The sequence below is a fragment of the Paenibacillus sp. JT31N17 genome (assembly GCF_056269255.1).
Genome location: NZ_JBWDNP010000003.1, coordinates 578,780 through 598,012 on the forward strand (window position 1 = coordinate 578,780; position 19,233 = coordinate 598,012).

The 19,233-nt window shown below is 50.4% G+C and carries 15 protein-coding genes; all 15 read left to right on the forward strand.

The genetic code is table 11. The features are described 5' to 3' along the window. The first annotated feature begins 225 nt into the window (after positions 1–225). A complete protein-coding gene (pnp, locus tag AC0YOB_RS14530; protein WP_475793381.1) occupies positions 226–2,328 on the forward strand; it encodes a polyribonucleotide nucleotidyltransferase in 2,103 nt (700 codons plus the stop codon). A 190-nt stretch (positions 2,329–2,518) separates the two neighbouring features. Continuing rightward, positions 2,519–3,514 (forward strand): polysaccharide deacetylase family protein, encoded by a 996-nt coding sequence (locus tag AC0YOB_RS14535; RefSeq protein WP_475793382.1) that lies wholly within the window; start codon positions 2,519–2,521, stop codon positions 3,512–3,514. A 270-nt stretch (positions 3,515–3,784) separates the two neighbouring features. Continuing rightward, positions 3,785–5,050 carry a M16 family metallopeptidase gene (locus tag AC0YOB_RS14540; protein ID WP_210041113.1) on the forward strand — a complete coding sequence of 422 codons (1,266 nt, stop codon included), beginning with the start codon at positions 3,785–3,787 and terminating at the stop codon, positions 5,048–5,050. Beyond that, positions 4,995–5,474 (forward strand): dUTP diphosphatase, encoded by a 480-nt coding sequence (gene dut, locus AC0YOB_RS14545; protein WP_475793383.1) that lies wholly within the window; start codon positions 4,995–4,997, stop codon positions 5,472–5,474. Before AC0YOB_RS14540 ends, dut begins: the two co-directional genes overlap by 56 nt. Before the next feature lie 257 nt (positions 5,475–5,731). Next, on the forward strand, positions 5,732–6,631 hold the full coding sequence (gene dpsA, locus AC0YOB_RS14550; RefSeq protein WP_475793384.1) for a dipicolinate synthase subunit DpsA: 900 nt from the start codon (positions 5,732–5,734) through the stop codon (positions 6,629–6,631). Beyond that, complete coding sequence (locus AC0YOB_RS14555; protein ID WP_210041107.1) at positions 6,628–7,221, forward strand: dipicolinate synthase subunit B; 594 nt, start codon at positions 6,628–6,630, stop codon at positions 7,219–7,221. The genes dpsA and AC0YOB_RS14555 overlap by 4 nt, the downstream gene beginning before the upstream one ends. A 171-nt stretch (positions 7,222–7,392) precedes the next feature. Then, positions 7,393–8,430 (forward strand): aspartate-semialdehyde dehydrogenase, encoded by a 1,038-nt coding sequence (locus AC0YOB_RS14560; RefSeq protein WP_475793385.1) that lies wholly within the window; start codon positions 7,393–7,395, stop codon positions 8,428–8,430. Positions 8,431–8,505: 75 nt separating this feature from the next. After that, entirely contained in the window at positions 8,506–9,720 is a 1,215-nt protein-coding gene (dapG, locus tag AC0YOB_RS14565; RefSeq protein WP_475793386.1) for an aspartate kinase, read from the forward strand. A 31-nt stretch (positions 9,721–9,751) separates the two neighbouring features. Continuing rightward, the gene (gene dapA / locus AC0YOB_RS14570; protein ID WP_475793387.1) at positions 9,752–10,630 is read left to right on the forward strand and encodes a 4-hydroxy-tetrahydrodipicolinate synthase; all 879 of its coding nucleotides are present in this window, start codon (positions 9,752–9,754) and stop codon (positions 10,628–10,630) included. A gap of 638 nt (positions 10,631–11,268) precedes the next feature. Beyond that, positions 11,269–12,948: a ribonuclease J gene (locus tag AC0YOB_RS14575; RefSeq protein ID WP_210041099.1), complete on the forward strand. Its 1,680-nt coding sequence runs from the start codon at positions 11,269–11,271 to the stop codon at positions 12,946–12,948. Between the two features lie 239 nt (positions 12,949–13,187). Further along, positions 13,188–13,934 (forward strand): ClpP family protease, encoded by a 747-nt coding sequence (locus AC0YOB_RS14580; RefSeq protein ID WP_475793388.1) that lies wholly within the window; start codon positions 13,188–13,190, stop codon positions 13,932–13,934. Then, positions 13,931–14,155, forward strand: a complete 225-nt coding sequence (locus AC0YOB_RS14585; RefSeq protein ID WP_210041097.1) for a YlzJ-like family protein — start codon at positions 13,931–13,933, stop codon at positions 14,153–14,155. The genes AC0YOB_RS14580 and AC0YOB_RS14585 overlap by 4 nt, the downstream gene beginning before the upstream one ends. 131 nt (positions 14,156–14,286) lie before the next feature. Continuing rightward, the gene (locus AC0YOB_RS14590) at positions 14,287–16,932 is read left to right on the forward strand and encodes an FtsK/SpoIIIE family DNA translocase (protein ID WP_475793389.1); all 2,646 of its coding nucleotides are present in this window, start codon (positions 14,287–14,289) and stop codon (positions 16,930–16,932) included. A gap of 94 nt (positions 16,933–17,026) precedes the next feature. After that, positions 17,027–17,809: a spore cortex-lytic enzyme gene (sleB, locus tag AC0YOB_RS14595; RefSeq protein ID WP_475793390.1), complete on the forward strand. Its 783-nt coding sequence runs from the start codon at positions 17,027–17,029 to the stop codon at positions 17,807–17,809. Between the two features lie 140 nt (positions 17,810–17,949). Next, complete coding sequence (gene yfmF, locus AC0YOB_RS14600; protein WP_475793391.1) at positions 17,950–19,230, forward strand: EF-P 5-aminopentanol modification-associated protein YfmF; 1,281 nt, start codon at positions 17,950–17,952, stop codon at positions 19,228–19,230. The last annotated feature ends 3 nt before the right edge of the window (positions 19,231–19,233 follow it).

Below are 19,233 nucleotides of genomic sequence, written 5' to 3' on the forward strand. Positions count from 1 at the left end.
AACCTGGTTGTCCAGCCGTCCGGGGTTCCGGTTTGGCTGCTCCGGGTTGCTTTTTGTAAATGTAACGGTATTTTGTATATAACCTCTCAAGAAACTTGCCCCATTTCTGTTATCCTAAAAAGTCTTCTTGCAGCAGGAGAACCTATATAGCTGTCGAATGAAAATCTAATAGACCATGCAGCCCGGCCCTTTATTGGCCTATCGGTTGCAGTGAGGAGGGATTCAATGTTACAACGTGTAGAAATGACGTTAGGCGGACGCCCGCTCGTGCTTGAGACGGGTCGACTTGCCAAGCAGGCAAACGCAGCAGTTACGGTTAAATACGGTGAAACTGTCGTACTCTGTACGGTCGTGGCGTCCAATGAGCCTAAGCCGCTCGATTTTTTCCCGTTAACCGTCAATTATGAAGAACGTTTATATGCGGTCGGTAAAATTCCCGGAGGATTCATTAAGCGGGAGGGACGTCCGAGCGAGAAGGCCATTCTTTCCAGCCGACTGACAGACCGTCCGATTCGCCCATTGTTTCCAGACGGATTCCGCAATGATGTGCAGATCGCCAATATCGTGATGAGTGTGGACCAGGATTGCGCTCCGGAAATCGCAGCCATGATTGGAACATCCGCAGCCTTGACGATTTCGGATTTGCCGTTTAACGGACCGATTGGCGGCGTCATTGTCGGTCGCATCGACGGGGAGTTTATCATCAACCCTACGGTTGAGCAGGAGAAGAAGAGCGAGGTTTATGTAGTCGTTTCCGGTACGAAGGATGCCATCATGATGGTTGAGGCGGAAGCGAATGAAGTGCCGGAATCGATTATCCTGGAAGCAATCATGTTCGGCCATGATGAGATCAAGAAAATCGTTGCGACGATAGAAGAACTCCATGGTTTGGCTGGTAAAACAAAAATGGAAGTCAAGCTGCATGCCAGTGATGAGCAAGTGAACGCAGCGGTTCGCGCTTTTGCGTCGGCCCGTCTGGTCGAAGCTGTCCGCATTATTGAGAAGCACGCCAGACAAGAAGCAATTGACCTTGTCAATGCCGAGACTGTTGCTCATTTCGAAGAGCAATATGCTGAAACACCGGAGCTTCTTGGCGATGTGAAAGAAGTTCTCTACGATATTGTCAAGGAAGAAGTAAGGCGTTTGATCACGCATGATAAAGTACGTCCGGATGGACGGGCATTGAGTGAAATCCGCCCTATCGATTGCGATGTTGCTATCCTGCCGCGCACGCACGGATCGGGATTATTCACGCGCGGCCAAACGCAGGCGCTTAGCATTTGTACGCTTGGACCGCTTGGAGATGTACAGATACTCGACGGTATTGATTTGGCTGAAACCAAACGCTTCATGCACCATTATAATTTCCCTCCTTTCAGCGTAGGCGAGGCCAGACCGCTTCGTCCGCCGGGACGTCGTGAAATCGGACATGGTGCACTTGGTGAGAGAGCCTTGTCGAAGGTCATACCTTCGGAAACGGAGTTCCCTTACGCGATTCGTCTGGTGTCTGAGGTGCTGGAATCCAACGGTTCGACAAGCCAGGCGAGTATTTGCGCAAGCACGCTGGCAATGATGGATGCAGGGGTGCCGATTAAAGCGCCTGTTGCGGGTATTGCGATGGGTCTGATCAAGGACGGAGACCATTTTGCGATCCTCAGCGATATCCAGGGGATGGAAGACCATCTCGGGGATATGGACTTCAAGGTAGCTGGAACAGCCAAAGGCGTTACCGCGATCCAAATGGACATTAAAATTGACGGTATAGACCGTGCCATTCTTGAGGAATCACTTGAACAGGCGCGTCAGGGACGCATGCACATTCTTGGCAAAATGCTTGAGGTTATGCAGCAGCCGCGCAAAGAATTGTCCCCTTATGCTCCTAAAATCGTGATTATGAATATTCACCCGGACAAAATCCGTGATGTTATCGGTGCCGGCGGTAAAGTTATTAACAAAATCATTGACGAAACCGGCGTAAAAATCGATATCGAACAGGATGGTACTGTCTTTATCGCCTCCTCGAACGCGGAAGCCATTGACCGGGCCAAACAAATCATTGAAGGCATTGTCCGCGAGGTAATTGTCGGCGAGATTTATTTGGGAACGGTCAGACGCATTGAGAAATTCGGCTGCTTCGTCGAAATTTTACCGGGTAAGGATGGACTGGTGCATATTTCGCAGCTGTCGACTGAGCGTGTCGCCAAAGTTGAGGATGTCGTCAAAGTCGGCGATCAAATCACAGTTAAAGTGACGGAAATCGATCAGCAAGGACGCGTTAATCTTTCCCGTAAAGCAGTTCTGACGGCCGAGGCTCCTGCTCAATCGTAACAAGTATACTCACAAACCATAATTTTTGGATATTCAAGAAGAGAGAGCCAGATTTCATCTGTCTCTTTTTATTTTGTACATAATATCAGCCGTAATAAAGAAACATCGTCCGGCAGCTCTGTTCTTCTACACCTCTTACATATTGTGGACCAAGCCATAATATGATGAATAAGAAGGGTGGGACAAAGCGATGAAGCTGAAGAAAGCGATCATAATGACGGTTTTCATGTGTGCGCTGCTGCTGATTTTCGGGTTAAGCGGTGATTTATCGGCCTACCTGGCTGAATTGAAACAGGGAAAAGCTGCTACAGCTTTGGGAATCGATATTTCCTCAGATCCTGTCAGGCAGCAGTTGAAGGACACCATAGAGAAGGAAGCTGTCAAACGCCGCATTGCCCCTGTTGATGCGAGGCTTGACCGCGTATGGAAGGCTATTCCGGGTTATAACGGGCTAGAGGTTGATGTGGATCAAACCTATCGGCTGATGCGCGATGCGCCGGAGAACAGCCCAATCCGTTTCATGTATAAGGAAATTTCTCCAACGGTCAGCCTGGAGCAGTTGGGAAGACAGCCGATCTACAAGGGCAATCCCAATAAGCCGATGGCAGCGCTTATGATCAATGTAGCATGGGGCAATGAGTTTCTTGAACCGATGCTCAAGACGCTGGAGGAGCAAAATGTAAAGGCGACCTTCTTCTTCGATGGATCGTGGCTGAAAAAAAATACCGACATGGCCCGTCTTATTCAATCCAAGGGACATGAGCTGTCCAATCATGCCTATTCTCATCCTGATATGAGCAAGCTTGACCGGCAATCCGCTTACAATCAAATCGCCAAAACGGAAGCGCTGCTGAAGTCAACCTTCAATGTGTCAAATGTGTGGTTTGCGCCGCCTTCCGGTGATTTTAATCAGATGACGATCGAGGTGGCGGCGGAGCAGGGGTTAAAAACTGTGCTTTGGACCCTCGATACCGTGGATTGGCAGCATCCTCCGGCCGCATCGATTGTGAACAAAATCCGGACCCGTGTCGAACCGGGATCACTGATTCTCATGCATCCCACCGATTCTTCAAGTCAGGCGCTGCCGGGTATAATTGCCGCAATCAGGCAAAAAGGACTTTCCTTAGGGACGGTCAGCGAAACATTATCCCCCAAGCGGGTGCGTTTAGTTGAGGCGGGGCCTTAATTTTGTTATAGTGAAATCACTGATTTTGGCAATATGAACGAGGACTGCGCTTTCGAAATGATTTTTCTGCTTGCAGAGAAGCGGTTCCATGAAGAAAGCAGAAAACTCAAAGCAAATGCTTGCGAAGCCAGTTTTGCAAGCAAAACTTAAGATTATGCTTACGAAGTGATTTTTCTGCTTGCAGAGAAATAATTCACGAAGAAAGCAGAAAACTCAAAGCAGTTGCTTACGAAGCCAGTTTTGCAAGCAAAACTTTTAGGAGGAAAATAAGTGAACAATTATACACTCAGCAACGGGATGCGGGTAGTGGTGGAATACATACCAACCTTTCGTTCCGTGGCTTTCGGGATATGGGTTAAGACGGGTTCGCGTAATGAGACGCCCGTCAATAACGGAATTTCCCATTTTATTGAGCATATGCTTTTCAAAGGAACAGCCAGACGAAGCGCGAAGGACATTGCCGATTTGTTTGATGGCATAGGCGGCAATATCAATGCTTTCACAGCCAAAGAATATACATGCTATTACGCCAAGGTGCTGGATCAGCATCTGCCTATCGCGGTTGATGCTTTGGCAGATATGTTCTTTGAGTCGGTGATGGACGCCGGTGAATTAAGCAAAGAGAAGAACGTCATTCTTGAGGAAATATCCATGTACGAGGATACGCCTGATGACAAGGTGCATGATGAAGCATCACGCGCTTCTTATGGCGACCATCCGCTTGCCTACTCGATTCTTGGGCTGGAGGAGCGTCTGAATGCCATGGATGGCGATACACTCCGCGGCTATATGCGTGATCATTACCGGATCGACAACACTGTAATCAGTGTCGCGGGCAACGTCGAGGAAGGTCCTCTGCTTGAGCTGCTGGAGAAACAGTTCGGCGGATTTAAGAATAAAGGCTCGGAAAGCATTCTGGAAGCGCCTGACTTTAACGGCCAATATTTATTTCATAAGAAAAAAACAGAGCAAAACCATATCTGCCTAACCTTTCCCGGATGCTCGATCGCCGACCCTCAGCTGTACGCGATGATTCTGCTGAACAACGCGTTGGGAGGCGGAATGAGCTCCAGGCTTTTTCAGGAAATTCGCGAGAAACGCGGTTTGGCTTATTCGGTGTATTCGTATCACTCCTCCCATGCGGATAGCGGCTTGTTTACGATTTATGCCGGAACCGCACCCAAACAAACGAAGGAAGTGCTCGATCTCACGCTGGAGCAATTGCATGATCTGGCAGCCAAGGGCCTCTCCGACAGCGAACTGCATCGGGGCAAGGAACAGCTCAAGGGCAGTTTGATTCTCAGTCTGGAAAGCACAAGCAGCCGAATGAACCGGCTGGGGAAGAACGAGCTTATGATCGGCCGTCATTACACGCTTGATGAGATGCTGCTAAGGATCGATTCAGTGCAAATGAGCGATATTCAAGCCGTTACCAAGCAAATGCTCTCCGTTCCGTTTGCAGTAGCAATGGTAGGATCCAATGATAAAGCGGCTTCCGCTCTTGGGAGGGATAGTCTTGTTTCAAGTATTGTTTAAACGATTGCCGGGCAATGAAGAACTGGTGCTTCCCCGCAGGATGTCGGAATTGGCCGCGGGATTTGACCTGCAGGCGGCTGTTGATGAACCCGTGACGCTCGCTCCAGGCGAACGCAAGCTTATTCCGACCGGTTTCTCAATGGCCATGCCGGCGGAGCTGGAAGCCCAGATTCGCCCGCGCAGCGGTCTGGCATACAAGCATGGGATCACCTGCCTGAATTCACCCGGAACGATTGATGCTGATTATCGGGGTGAAGTAAAAGTGCTTCTCGTCAACCTCGGACAGGTGCCATTCGTCATCGAGCGGGGGGAGCGGATTGCTCAAATGCTGTTTCAGATCGTGCCGGCAATCAAAATTACGGAAGCAGAGGAATTACCGGACACGGTTCGCGGAGCAGGCGGCTTCGGCCACACCGGAGTTTAGCATAACTCGATATTCATCCGATTCATATCAAGGATATAGCGGCAATAATAAACCCGGTGCGGATGCATCGGGTTTTTATTTTGCCTGTTTTCGCCTTTAGTATCGGCAAAGTATCTGGCCTTGCGGCTTTCAAACCAATGCGAAAACCTCAAATGGCGTATTTTCCTTTTCACCCCTTTTGGGCCTTGGCATAAGATAATCTATATCCGAGGATACGAAAGTCGTGACGGATGAAGGGAGAAAGGAGTGATACCCTTATGCTGACAGGGGTTCAGGTCGTGCTGCTGGGTGGCGATGCCAGGCAGCTTGAGGTTATCCGCAAGCTGACGGAGCTGGATGCGGCTGTAACGGTTGCCGGATTTGATCAGCTTCACACCCCGCTGGATGGAGCAGTACACGCCGAATTGAGCGCTGATTTATTTCCAGGCGCCGATTCGCTCGTGCTCCCGGCGGTCGGGACCGATGATGACGGAACGATTCCGGCTGTTTTTAGCGACCGCGAGCTTATTTTGACGGAAGAACATATTGCTCTTTTGCCAAAACACTGCAAGGTTTACACAGGCATGGCGAAGCCTTATTTGCGTGAGGCTTGCCAGAGGCAGTCAATCGCGCTGGTAGAGCTTTTCGATCGTGATGATGTGGCGATTTACAATTCAATCCCGACAGCCGAAGGCGCCGTAATGATGGCGATTCAACATACGGACATTACCATCCACAGCTCATCCTGCATGGTGCTGGGTATTGGACGGACGGGAATGACGATGGCCCGGACGCTCCAGGGACTAGGGGCAAAAGTAAAGGTTGGCGTAAGAAGGGAAGAGCATTTTGCAAGGGCTTTGGAGATGGGTTTTGAGCCTTTTTATATCACGGATTTGCAGCAGCATGTGAGTAATATTGACTTGCTTTTTAACACAATTCCGACTATGATAGTCACAGCGCAAATTATAGCGAATTTGCCTTCGCGAGCGGTCATTATCGACCTCGCTTCCAAGCCGGGCGGAACGGATTTTCGCTTCGCTGAGAAGCGGGGCATTAAAGCGTTGCTCGCCCCCGGTCTACCAGGTATCGTCGCACCGAAAACCGCTGGACGCATCATTGCGGATTGTTTGAGTCGGTTGATTACGGAAGATACCAGGCAACGGGGGAATGCGCAATGAAATGGCAGGGCAAAACGGTAGGCTATGCCTTATCCGGTTCACATTGTACGTTTGCGGAAGTAATGCCGGTCATCCAGCGATTTGTTGATGAAGGTGCGAATGTCGTTCCGATTGTAACTCAAACACTTATGACGACAGACACCCGTTTCGGCACTTCGGAGGATTGGCAGAGGCAGTTGAAGATGATTACGGGCAATGATATTATTTCGACCATTGTAGAGGCTGAACCGCTTGGTCCCTCAAAGCTCCTCGATGTGCTGGTTATTGCACCATGCACAGGAAATACAACGAGCAAGCTGGCCAATGCAATGACAGACAGTCCCGTACTAATGGCTGCCAAAGCCCAGATGCGTAATCTGCGGCCGCTCGTGCTGGCCATTTCCACCAATGACGGGCTCGGACTGAATGCGGCGAATATCGCCAAATTGCTTGTTTGCAAAAATGTTTATTTTGTTCCATTCGGGCAAGACAATCCGGTGCAAAAGCCGAATTCGCTTGTAGCCAAGATGGATTTGATACCCGAAGCCTGCGAAGCGGCTCTTCAAGGTAAACAGCTGCAGCCGTTATTGATTGACCGTTCCCTGGGATAAGCAGGATGGTTATGGCAGCTCCATTATAGAATATTTATATTCCCATCCGATATCTATTTCTATAAGCTGCGAGGGAAGAGGAAGAGACCTTTCCTCCAAGTTTCTTCCGGTATTTTAGTATGCAATTGGAGCAATCCTTGACATAAGTTTCATTTTGAGAGGAGACGACATATGTCGAATCAAAAATTGTTTAACGTTGCCGTAGTTGGGGCAACAGGCGCAGTAGGAGAACAAATTATAGGTCTGCTTGAAAAACGGAATTTTCCGATTGCCGCGCTAAAGCTGCTTTCATCCGCACGCTCAGCCGGCACGAAGATTATGTTCAAGGGTCAGGAGCATACAGTGGAGGAAGCAACGCCGGAGAGCTTTAAAGATGTGGAGATCGCATTATTCAGCGCTGGCGGCGATGTGACGAAGGCGCTTGCCCCTCACGCAATCGAGCATGGGGCGGTCTGCATCGACAATACGAATGCCTTCCGGATGGATCCCGACACTCCGCTTGTTGTGCCGGAAGTGAACATTGATAAAATAAGCGAGCATAAAGGTCTTATCGCAAATCCTAATTGTTCAACCATTCAGATGGTTGCCGCGCTTAAACCGCTGCTGGACCGTTACGGCATTTCCCGTATTATCGTCTCGACGTATCAGGCCGTATCCGGAGCTGGAAGCCGGGCTATAGAAGAGATGCTGCGCCAGACTCGCGAAGTGCTTGACGGCAATGAGCTTGTTCCGGATATTTTGCCGGTTGGCTCGCTTCCGGTCAAACATCAAATCGCCTTTAATGCAATCCCGCAAATCGATAAATTTCAGGATAATGGCTATACACTGGAAGAGATGAAGATGATTCGGGAAACCAAAAAAATTCTGGGGGACGATTCGATTGAGGTAACGGCGACCTGCGTGCGCATACCCGTTGTCTACGGCCACTCGGAATCCGTTTATGTTGAATTAAAGAATGATTACGACCTTGAAGATGTCAAAAAGCTGCTGGGAGACGCCCCAGGCGTTGTTCTCGTAGATGATCCGGCCAATCAGCTGTACCCGCTGGCGACGGATGCTGCCGGTAAACCGGATGTATTCGTCGGTCGTCTGCGTCGTGATTTTGGCTCCTCCCGCGGTCTCAATATGTGGATCGTTTCCGACAATCTGCTCAAAGGCGCAGCATGGAACGCAGTTCAAATTGCGGAATATATCGCAATCGGCAAATGATAGGATAAGCAGCATGGGCAGATGGTCAAACATGAATGATCCGGCATCTAAAGGTGCGGATACGGAGGTTTGACAATGGGCATCCTCGTCCAGAAATTCGGTGGAACCTCGCTGTCCACCGGGGAAGCAAGAGACTTTGTGCTTCGTCATATCGAAAGAGAGCGGCAACGACAGCATCAGCTTGTCGTTGTCGTCTCTGCTATGGGGCGTCAGGGTGATCCTTACGCGACGGACACGCTGCTCTCGCTTCTTCCCGATCATGGAGCGGGTTTGCCGGCCAGAGAGCGTGATATGCTTCTTGGCTGCGGCGAAATCATATCGGCAGCTATGCTTTGCGGACTTTTACGTGCACACTCGATACCTGCTGTTGCTTTGACAGGAGGTGCGGCGGGTATTTTGACTGATAATCAATTCGGTCGTGCACGAATTGTCGAAATACGTACGGAGCGAATACTCCAATTTTTGCAGGACGGCAATGTAGTGATCGTCACCGGATTTCAGGGAATGACGGAAGCCGGTGAGACAACGACGCTGGGACGTGGGGGCAGCGATACTTCAGCCACCGCGATAGGTGCCGCCTTGAAGGCGGAAAGGGTCGATATCTATACCGATGTCAACGGCATATTAACGGCTGATCCGCGCCTGGTGGCGGATGCGCGCCCGATTCCGGTTGTCGGTTATACGGAAATTTGCAATATGGCCAGGCAGGGAGCCAAAGTGATTCATCCCCGTGCCGTTGAAATTGCCCAGCAGGCCCGGATCCCGCTTCGCGTCCGCTCAACCTTCTCGGAGGATGAAGGGACACTGGTGACCGACACAATGAATCTCACTCAGTCCGCGATGGTTCGCGACCGCTATGTAACAGGCGTAACTCATGTTAGCGGAGTTACGCAAATTACGGTTTATGCGCAGGACGGGCATAATGATGTTCAGCTTCAGGTATTTCAGGCGATGGCGCGGCATCATATCAGTGTGGATTTTATTAATGTGACACCTGGCGGAGCGGTTTATACGGTTTTTGATCAGGATGCCCGGCAGGCGGTTGCGGTTTTGCAGGCGATCGGATATGCACCGATCGCAGTTAGCGGCTGCGCCAAAATATCTGTAATCGGCGGGGGAATGAACGGTGTTCCCGGGATTATGGCCAAAATCGTGGAGGCGCTAACAGCTCAGGGAATTCCGATTCTGCAATCGGCCGACTCCAACACTACGATATGGGTGCTGGTGAGCGAGAGTTTCATGGTAGATGCCTTAAGGGCCCTGCATGCGAAATTTTCGCTGCACGAATAAATGTTTGAAACGATGTTTAGGAGGAGTCATAATGGATTTCGGAAGATTGGTTACCGCCATGGTAACTCCGTTCGATGCGGAAGGAGCGGTTGACTGGGAAGCGACCGGCCGCGTTGTCGATTATTTGATTGATGAACAATTGAACGACAGCATCGTGGTTTCCGGAACCACCGGGGAATCACCGACGCTGACTGATGATGAGAAAATTGCTTTGTTCAAATACGTTGTCAAGCGCGCTAACGGCCGCTGCAAGGTCATAGCGGGAACCGGCAACAATGATACAGCCCATTCCCTTCAAATGACCCAGCTTGCTGAACAATGCGGCGTAGATGGCGTTCTGCTCGTGGTTCCTTACTACAACCGGCCAAGTCAAGAAGGCATTTACCAACACTTTAAATGTATTGCCGAGGGCACTTCGCTGCCGGTTATGCTTTATAATGTTCCTGGCCGCACGGTCGTCAGCATGACAGCCCAAACGACGCTGCGTCTGGCGCAGATACCTAATATCGTGGCAACCAAGGAATGCGCATCGACGGATCAAGTGACTCAAATTGCTGCTGCAGCTCCTGAAGGCTTCCGGGTGTACAGTGGTGATGATGGAGCGGGACTTCCAATGATGTCTGTCGGCGCATATGGTATCGTCAGCGTAGCCAGCCACATTATCGGCCGTGAAATGAAACAGATGATTGAGTCCTTCGTCAACGGAGACGTTGCGGGAGCTGCCAGGATTCACGCATCCTGTCATCCGATTTTCAAAGGCTTGTTTGAACTGCCGCATCTCGTTCCCAATCCGGTTCTGGTCAAGTCGGCACTGGCGATTCGGGGCATTCCTGTCGGCGGAGTGCGCTTGCCGCTTGTGGGACCCACGGAAGGAGAGCTTGCTGCTCTTCGTGAGTTATTGAATTCTTGAGTTGCTTGCAGCTCTTTATGCAGCACTCGCCAAAAACCGGTGCGTTTGCATCGGTTTTTTTATTGTCGTATATATAGGTTTAAACAACGGGAAGAAACGAGCTCCGACGCCGGAGGGTGGCGAGAGCCGGTTATTCCTGCATACATGAAATAGTATAAATCATGACATGAGTCCGGACAGATAAACGATCCTGTTTAACCTATATTTTCTAAACAGTCTTCGCCTTTACTTGTGTTTCATAAATTCAATCATGTATAATGGGGACAAGTGATGGTGTGCGGCAAATAATAACGAATCCTTCCCCTTGTTTTGAGCGGCATACAACAGCATAAGACACGGCTTCCTTGATAGAATGATGCGAATCTGATCAGGCAGGCTGATGTCCGCTTCTATCAGGCATTTTGCAATCGGAAGCATCCCATGTCCCGCCCAAGCATGAAGCTGGGTCACCGGACATTGTTTTGCTTTGCTTATTCACTAAAGTTTTATAAGTTTCATTAATATTTGACCATGGTTACGAAGATTTTCTTCGTAAAAAATATAACATGCTAACGAAGCGACTTTATTTCGTGAGGGTGATTGATTCTACACTTATGAATTTGGTTTTACTTCGTAAAAATTAGGAGGTACGGATACAATTGTCAAAGAAAAACAGCCAAGATAAGCTGCTCATATTTGCTTTGGGCGGCGTCGGCGAAATCGGAAAAAATATGTATGTCGTTCAGTATGGGAACGATATTGTCGTAGTCGATGCAGGTTTGAAATTTCCGGAAGAAGATATGCTCGGTATTGATATCGTGATTCCGGATATTACGTATTTAACGGAAAATAAGGACAAGGTACGGGCTATTCTTATCACGCACGGACATGAGGATCATATTGGCGGACTGCCTTATGTATTGAAGCATCTGAATGTTCCTGTCTATGCCACGAAGCTGACACTTGGATTGATTGAAGGCAAGTTGAAAGAGGCAGGTCTGCTTGGTGAAACGAAACGCATTCTGATTAATGCCGATTCCGAAATCCAGCTCGGCACGATCAAGGCATCATTCTTCAAAACGAATCACAGTATTCCGGATTCGGTTGGTGTTTGTCTCGATACGCCCGAAGGCACGATTGTCCACACAGGCGATTTCAAATTCGACCACACGCCGGTTAATAATCAATATGCGGATCTTCAGCGTATTGCGGACATTGGCCGACGGGGCGTGCTCGCTCTATTGTCGGACAGTACGAATGCGGAACGCGCAGGGTTTACACCGTCGGAGAGCATGATCGGTCCTTCTCTTGAGGATATTTTCCGCAAAGCTACACAGCGTGTAGTCATTGCTACCTTTGCTTCCAACGTGCACCGGATTCAACAGGTTATTAACGCCGCTATGGCTACGAAACGCAAAATAGTTGTCGTTGGCCGCAGTATGGTGAACGTGGTATCTATTGCTTCTGAACTGGGTTATTTAACCATTCCGGAAGGCATGCTGATCGAGCCGGAAGAAATCAACAAGATGGCGGCTGACCGCGTCGTTGTGCTCTCCACAGGAAGTCAAGGCGAGCCCATGTCGGCTCTTACGCGTATGGCTCGTTCTACGCATCGCAAAGTGGACATCCTGCCGGGAGATACGGTTATTATTGCAGCTACGCCTATTCCAGGGAATGAGCGTTATGTGGGACGCACGGTGGACGAGCTTTTCCGCTTGGGTGCCAATGTAATTTACGGTCCGGGATCTGTTTCCGGCGTTCACGTATCCGGTCACGGCAGTCAGGAAGAATTGAAGCTGATGCTCAATCTGATCCGTCCAAAATATTTTATTCCGATCCATGGTGAATACCGGATGCTCCGTCAGCATTCCCTGCTTGCAGAGGCGGTTGGCATCGAACGGGAGAACATTTTCATTATCGACAACGGGGATACGATCGATGTCCAGGGTGGAGTAGCCCGCAAAGGCAGCAAAGTACCTGCCGGTAATGTATTGATTGATGGTTTGGGTGTCGGCGATGTAGGAAATATCGTGCTTCGTGATCGTAAATTGCTATCGCAGGATGGTATCCTTGTGGTTGTGGTTACGCTCAGCAAACAAGATGGCGCTATTTTGTCCGGTCCGGATATCATTTCCCGCGGATTTGTGTATGTGCGTGAATCCGAAGGGCTGCTTGAGGAAGCGAACCGCATCGTGACTTCGACCCTGCATAAATTAATGAATGATAAGGTGAACGAATGGGCTTCGCTGAAAACCAATGTGAAGGATGCGCTCGGCCGTTTCTTATACGAACAGACGCGCCGCCGCCCAATGATTTTGCCTATCATCATGGAAGTATAATGATTTTCAGCCAAGACTGATATACATGCAAACGGTTTTCTCCTGCCCGGTTCATCCGGGCGGGAGTAAACCGTTTTTTGTTATACATAAAACTTGTTCTCACGAAAGCGGCAGAGGGACGTCACAGGTTGTCAATTCCGTATAAACCGTATAATAATTCTCCGTCCTTCCATACTATGCAGAGCACATGAAAGAACAGGATTGATTCCTGGCTAATGAGCATAAGGAGGACAAATCACATGCGGGAAATTGATGTGCTTCAAAAATCGGAACAGCCGGATCCTGAAGGCGGCGACCGGAAAATGGTGAATCCCACGCTGGAAACGCTGCAGCAGCTGGGACAAACGACGATACCCACAACAGAATCTAATGTATTCTGCATGACCATCATTGGACAGGTTGAAGGGCATATGGTGCTCCCTCCACAAAATAAAACGACCAAATACGAGCATATTATTCCACAACTGGTGGCGGCGGAGCAGAATCCAAAAATCGAAGGCCTGATTATCGTGTTGAATACGGTGGGCGGGGATGTAGAGGCCGGTCTTGCCATTGCCGAGATGATTTCCTCGTTGACGAAGCCGACCGTTACCCTTGTTTTGGGCGGCGGCCATTCCATTGGCGTACCCATTGCCGTAGCAGGAATGAAGTCATTTATCGCCGAGACCGCGACGATGACCATCCATCCTATCCGGATGAACGGCATGTTTATCGGAGTACCGCAAACCTTTGAATATTTGGAGAAAATGCAGGAGCGGGTGGTACGGTATGTGACTTCACACTCGAACATAAGCACCGAGATGTTCAAAGAACTGATGTTCAAGACCGGGGAGCTTAACCGCGATATCGGGACAACCGTAATCGGGGTGGATGCGGTCAAGTATGGATTGATCGATGCGGTAGGCGGGATTGGAGTGGCGCTGCGCGAGCTGGATGGTTTTATTGCGGAACGCAAGAGAATGGGGCCGGGAGGACTGACGCAATGACGCTGTACACGACGATGCCGCTGGAGCTTGTCTTGGATGGAATGGATGAACAGCCTGGTCCATATGTGGACATCACCATCGGCAATGTAAGAATGCAAATTGAGCCGATCTCACCGGGAATCGGTAAAATCGTCCGTCTCCTCGAGTGTCCATTGGACGCTTATTTGCAGCCGCAGTATTCACCGGGCACGGTTATTTTATTTGGCTCCCGCTCCTCCTGAAACAGCTGTTTTGATCATAGCACAGCTTCGGGGTGGGGTTATGCGCAGTTGGCAGCTCTACCCTGGATTGGAGATTAGTAGCGGCATCCAGAGGCCTCGTATGGTATAATGGCAACCAGAGGTGACTGAAGTTGGCGAAAAAAAAGCGAAGAAGAAAGAGCTCGATTGGGACGAGCCTAAAATATGAGGTTTATGGTATTTTGTTGATTACGGTGTCCGTCATCGCGCTTTCGGGTGAAGCTACGGTAGGACGTTCATTGTCCAAACTGTTTGGACTGATGCTTGGAAAGTTTTACTTTGCCCTGGCTCTTGTAGGTATTTACGTCGGTTTGACCGTTATGATCAAACGTACCTGGCCATCCGGCTGGTCCACCCGCAAGACCGGGATTTTGCTGCTGGTGCTGGCATTTACGCTGATGAGCTCGATTACGGTAATGGATCAGAAAACAGAGCCTACCGGGGGGTTGACTTCCGGTTACATATTAAGTCAATTAGGCGGAGATATACGTGCTTCGTTAATTGATACTCCTGTCCTGGATGACGGCAGCGTGGCACCGAGAGCAATCAGCGGCGGTTATGCAGGGGCGATCCAATATACGCTGCTTTATTGGTTATTTGGTTATTTTGGCGCCAAATTCATTATGATCGTTATGTTTGCCATTTCAATTATGTTGATGACAGGCCGGTCCTATGTGGATCTGATGAAAGCTCTGCGCGTCCGAGGCGGACGTTTCTGGTCACTAATGCGGGCAAAGCTGGCTGCCAGACGATCGGCGCAGCTTGCAGCAGCACCGGCAAGAGGAGGCAAGGGCGCAGCTCCTATTATTCAGGATGATGATTTGGAAGATGATGAGGATGATCTTTATCAGCCGCGTCCCCGGGCGGCAAGGAGGAAAATTCCTTTTTTCTCCTGGTTTAACGAAACATCGGATCCCGAGGAGCACTCAAGCAGCGACAAGGATGATTGGCAAATGGATGACGACCATCTGGTTCAGCCTGCCGGAAGCAGCCGCAGCAGAGTACCGCAGTGGGATGACGATGATGAAGAGGGCAGTGCTGAATGGCAGGCTTATAATGCCGGCAAAGGCAGTCCGGCAGTGGTGCCGGAAGTTTTTGATCCTGCAGGCGAAATAGAGCTTCCGCCTGCAATAGACAGCAGCAGGGGACTGATCGATAATACGGCTTTTGAAGGACAAGATCTGGCACCGCACCTTATTGATGGGGAAGTAATAGATGATGAATTTACCAGTATCTCTTCTCCAAGCTCGCCTCCCGTAAGTCCGGCAATCGAAACTGGCGAACTGGCAGAGGGCTCCGCCGCTGCAAATCCCGTTCCCCGTGTGCCTGCCGTCAAGCCCTACCAGCTGCCGTCACTTTCGCTGCTGACCAAGCCGAGCGGCAGCGGCAGAGCGGGGGAAGCTGCGGATGCGAATGACTCCCGCCGGAAGCTGGAAGCTACGCTTGAGAGTTTTGGGGTACGGGCGAAGGTGTTGGATGTTGTGCGCGGTCCGGCGGTAACCCGTTATGAAGTACAGCCCGCGACAGGCGTCAAAGTAAGCCGGATTGTCGGACTGACCGATGATATCGCCCTCGCGCTGGCTGCCAAGGATATCAGAATGGAAGCGCCTATTCCAGGCAAATCCGCCATTGGCATCGAGGTGCCGAACACCGAGGTATCTGTCGTTACGATGCGCGAGGTTATGGAGATGCCTGCTTTCTTGAATGCGCCTTCGAAGCTGTCCATCGCGTTTGGAAGGGATATTTCCGGCCAGACGATTGTGGGAAATCTTGCGAAAATGCCCCATCTTCTCGTCGCCGGGGCGACGGGCTCGGGTAAATCCGTTTGTATTAACGGAATCATTACCAGCATTCTATACAAGGCGCGGCCGGATGAAGTCAAGTTTCTGATGGTCGATCCGAAGATGGTTGAGCTTAATGTGTACAACGGCATTCCCCATCTGCTGGCGCCTGTTGTCACCGATCCGAGACGGGCGTCGCTTGCCTTGAAGAAGATCGTTGTGGAGATGGAGAAACGTTATGAGCTGTTTTCCAAGTCGGGCACGCGCAATATAGAAGGCTATAATAATCTGATGGCGGAGAATCCATCCGCGGTTCTGCCTTATATTGTCGTCATCGTGGATGAATTAGCCGATTTGATGATGGTCGCAGCCAATGACGTCGAGGATGCGATCTGCCGTCTCGCCCAAATGGCCCGTGCCGCCGGCATCCATCTGATTATCGCGACACAGCGCCCGTCCGTTGATGTCATCACCGGACTGATCAAGGCGAATATACCATCCCGGATCGCCTTTGGCGTTTCGTCTCAGGTCGATTCCCGGACGATTCTGGATATGGTTGGAGCGGAAAAGCTGCTGGGACGCGGGGATATGCTTTTCCTGCCTGTTGGAATGTCCAAGCCCATCCGGGTGCAGGGGGCGTTCCTTTCCGACCAGGAGGTGGAAGCCGTGGTAAACTATTCGCGCGGTCAGGCCGAAGCGGAGTATACGAATGATCTGGTACCCGAAGTGGATGATTCCATGCCGGAAGCGGATGAACAGATGGATGAGCTGTATGATCAGGCTGTCCGTATTGTTCTTGAAGCCAAGCAGGCATCCGTATCCCTGCTTCAGAGACGCATGCGAGTAGGCTATACGCGCGCGGCCCGGCTGATTGACCAAATGGAGGCGCGCAGCATTATAGGACCTTATGAAGGCAGCAAACCGCGTGAGGTTCTGCTGACAGTGGATCAGTATGATGCAGGAAAGATTAGCTCGTAAGTCAAATTCGTGCATAGAAGGCAATCCGATTTCTCATACTAGGAATAAGCTTCGCTTGCTTTTAGAATCCGCAAGAGAAAGGCAGATTCCAAAGATGAGAAATCGATTAATAATGGTGACCGTCGTCATCGTTCTCCTGTTGTTCGGCGCGTTCACGCTTAAGCATGGCAACAGCGGGAAAACCGCCGAAACCTTCAGCAGCGCCACGTTAAAGCCCGGATCATCCGGAAAAGATGTCATTGAGCTGCAGGGCCGTCTGAAGTATTTGGGATATTTTAATGGCAAGGTGGACGGCCAGTTCGGGTCCACGACGAAAAATGCCGTCACGTGGTTTCAATGGAAATTCGGAATGAAATCCGACGGCGTTGTCGGGGCAAAGACCAAGCTGAAGCTTTGGGAGGCTACAAAGAGCTGGAAGCCAACTGCCGCGGACGCTCCGGCGCCTGCATCAGGCGGGGATGGCGGGAAGACGGGGTCCTCGGACGGAGGATCCAATGAAACGAAGTCCTCGAAGCTGGGATTATCCGCTAATGATTTGAAGCTGATGGCCAACGCCGTATATGGGGAATCCCGCGGTGAGCCGTACGTCGGTCAGGTTGCCGTTGCCGCTGTTATTCTAAACCGCGTCAAATCGCCAAGCTTTCCGAATTCGATATCAGGCGTTATTTTTCAGCCGGGGGCATTCACGGCTGTTGCGGATGGACAAATTTGGCTGACTCCCAACGAGAGCGCCACAAAAGCCGTCAACGACGCCATTAACGGCTGGGATCCATCAGGGGGCTGTACCTATTATTTCAACCCTGAGACGGCGACTTCCAAATGGATATGGTCCCGTCCGCAGGTCAAAACGATCGGTAAACATATTTTCTGCATGTGATGCATGTTCACCCGAAGCAGCCCGTTTATGAACGCGGGTTGCTTCTTCCATTTCTCATCAGTTAGAATGGAATAGAGCTTTGAAAAATGGAATAGATTGACTTAGGAATAAGAAACTATTAGCGGAAGGGGACGCGAGGCGTGACCAAATCTGCATTTGAACGAGGACAGCTTAACCGTATACGTTTGCACGTCTTACCGACACAACGATTCAAGACATTCTCCATTTCGCTTTATATGGGGTCTCCCTTAACGGAAGCAACAGTGACAGCCAACGCATTGATACCCTTCGTGCTGCGGCGCGGCACCGCTTCTACACCCGAGACCATCACGTTCCGCGAACGTCTGGATGAGCTTTATGGCGCAGGTTTCGGATTCGACGTGTACAAGCGTGGAGATTCGCAAATCATCCAGTTCCGGATGGATGTTATCAATGACCGGTTTGTTACTTCCGAACAGCCGCTTCTGGCTTCCTCGCTTAAATTTCTTGGTGAGGTGCTGACTGCACCGGCAGTAGAGAATGAATATTTTCGCGATAAGTACGTCCAGGCCGAGAAAGAGACGCTGCGCAAACGTCTCGAAGCGATCATTAACGATAAAATCCGTTACGCAGCGGAACGCTGTCTGGAGGAAATGTGCCGCGATGAGCCTTACCGCCTCCATCCGCTTGGACAAATGGCCGATATTGATGCCATAACGCCGCAAAGCTTAACGCAGAGATATCAATCCTTATTATCCGAAGCTGCTTTCGATTTGTATGTGGTTGGGGATACGACGCTTGAAGAAGTCAAATCGCTTGTAGCGGAAGCTTTCCAGACAGGTTCAGGGACACCGTCCTCTTACACGATGCCGCCTGTTGCGCGCAAGGTTGGCGATGTGCGAACCGTCATTGAGCGGATGGATGTCAGTCAAGGCAAGCTCAATATGGGTCTGCGGATCAATACCTCGTACGGTGATGAGGATTACCCGGCAGCGCTGATGTATAACGGGATATTGGGCGGCTATCCGCATTCCAAGCTGTTCCTGAATGTCAGGGAAAAAGCAAGCCTGGCCTATTATGCGGCTTCCCGTCTGGATGGGCATAAAGGCATCTGCACCATACAATCCGGTATTGAAATCGATAATTTCGACAAAGCGACCGCTATAATTGAAGAGCAGCTGGCGAGCATGCGAACCGGTACCTACAGCGATCTGGAAATGAATCAGACCAAGGCGATGATTGCCAATCACCTTCGTGAGCTGCAGGACTCGGCCAATGAGATGATTGGGTTCGATTTCAATGCGATTTTAACCGGGCGTGAGCGTTCTGCAGATGAATTGATGCGCCAGGTGCAGGCGGTAACGGCCGGGCAGATTGCGGCTATTGCCCAAAAAACAGAGCTGGATACGATATATTTCCTGCGCGACGGGAAGGAGGACTAAGCC

Excerpts from the sequence above, each read along its gene's own strand:
- pnp (WP_475793381.1), top strand. The coding sequence starts at position 226 with ATGTTACAACGTGTAGAAATGACGTTAGGCGGACGCCCGCTCGTGCTT.
- AC0YOB_RS14535 (WP_475793382.1), top strand. The coding sequence starts at position 2,519 with ATGAAGCTGAAGAAAGCGATCATAATGACGGTTTTCATGTGTGCGCTG.
- dut (WP_475793383.1), top strand. The coding sequence starts at position 4,995 with ATGATAAAGCGGCTTCCGCTCTTGGGAGGGATAGTCTTGTTTCAAGTA.
- dpsA (WP_475793384.1), top strand. The coding sequence starts at position 5,732 with ATGCTGACAGGGGTTCAGGTCGTGCTGCTGGGTGGCGATGCCAGGCAG.
- AC0YOB_RS14555 (WP_210041107.1), top strand. The coding sequence starts at position 6,628 with ATGAAATGGCAGGGCAAAACGGTAGGCTATGCCTTATCCGGTTCACAT.
- AC0YOB_RS14560 (WP_475793385.1), top strand. The coding sequence starts at position 7,393 with ATGTCGAATCAAAAATTGTTTAACGTTGCCGTAGTTGGGGCAACAGGC.
- dapG (WP_475793386.1), top strand. The coding sequence starts at position 8,506 with ATGGGCATCCTCGTCCAGAAATTCGGTGGAACCTCGCTGTCCACCGGG.
- dapA (WP_475793387.1), top strand. The coding sequence starts at position 9,752 with ATGGATTTCGGAAGATTGGTTACCGCCATGGTAACTCCGTTCGATGCG.
- AC0YOB_RS14580 (WP_475793388.1), top strand. The coding sequence starts at position 13,188 with ATGCGGGAAATTGATGTGCTTCAAAAATCGGAACAGCCGGATCCTGAA.
- AC0YOB_RS14585 (WP_210041097.1), top strand. The coding sequence starts at position 13,931 with ATGACGCTGTACACGACGATGCCGCTGGAGCTTGTCTTGGATGGAATG.
- sleB (WP_475793390.1), top strand. The coding sequence starts at position 17,027 with ATGAGAAATCGATTAATAATGGTGACCGTCGTCATCGTTCTCCTGTTG.